1 protein-coding gene is annotated in these 714 nt (G+C 71.7%); it reads left to right on the plus strand.

Annotated features, from left to right (window positions below; all coding sequences use genetic code 11):
* Window positions 1-112 precede the first annotated feature (112 nt).
* A complete protein-coding gene (locus CCN37_RS41610; RefSeq protein WP_086823482.1) occupies window positions 113-628 on the plus strand; it encodes a CGNR zinc finger domain-containing protein in 516 nt (171 codons plus the stop codon).
* Window positions 629-714: the final 86 nt, after the last annotated feature.

Here is a 714-nt window from a genome sequence, read left to right on the forward strand (position 1 = left end):
GGCCGTGCGCCGCGACCAGCGTGAAGCTCGCGCCGGGGGTGAGCACGACCGGCAGGACCGCGAGCGCGAATCCGATGACCGCCGCGAGTGGTGGCACCGCTCAGCTCGCGTAGTGGAAGGTCGTCGTGACCGTGCCGTCGTCGTCGAATCGGTGCAGCGCCAAGCCCGGAGCGTGCTCGCGGTTCGTCAACGGCCGCTCGCCGGGATCGAGGCGCCTGGAGTCGTTTCCGCGCTGCGCTTCGCGGCCAGGTCCGCCTTCGCCGCGACGGTCTCCCCGCATCCGCCGAGCCGCGTGGAGCGCCAGCAGCGGATGAGCGACACCGAAGCCGCCTCGGTACTCCAGTCCGCGATCGCGGCGCTGCGACCGCACCCGACCGTGACCATCGACGACACCGGTGTCCGACGCGGGTTCCAGACCGCCGCGCAGGACCAGAAGCTCATCGAGGGCGTGCTCGCGCTCGCCGTCGTCGAGTTCTTGACCGGCCCGCTCGCCTCGCGCCTGCGCTCCTGCCAGGCACCGCGTTGCGTGCGGTACTTCGTCCAGGACCACGGGCGGCAGCAGTGGTGCAAGACCTCGTGCGGCAACCGCGCCCGCGCCGCCCGCTTCGCTGACCAACGCCGCGACTAGGCCCGTTGTCCTGCAGGTGGTTCTTGCCTCGGAGCGGCGTCGTTGCTGTCCTGGGGTTGGGCTGCCTTCAAGACCCCCAAACCCCC

It is taken from the genome of Allokutzneria sp. NRRL B-24872 (assembly GCF_002155965.1).
Classification (GTDB): Bacteria; Actinomycetota; Actinomycetes; order Mycobacteriales; family Pseudonocardiaceae; genus Allokutzneria.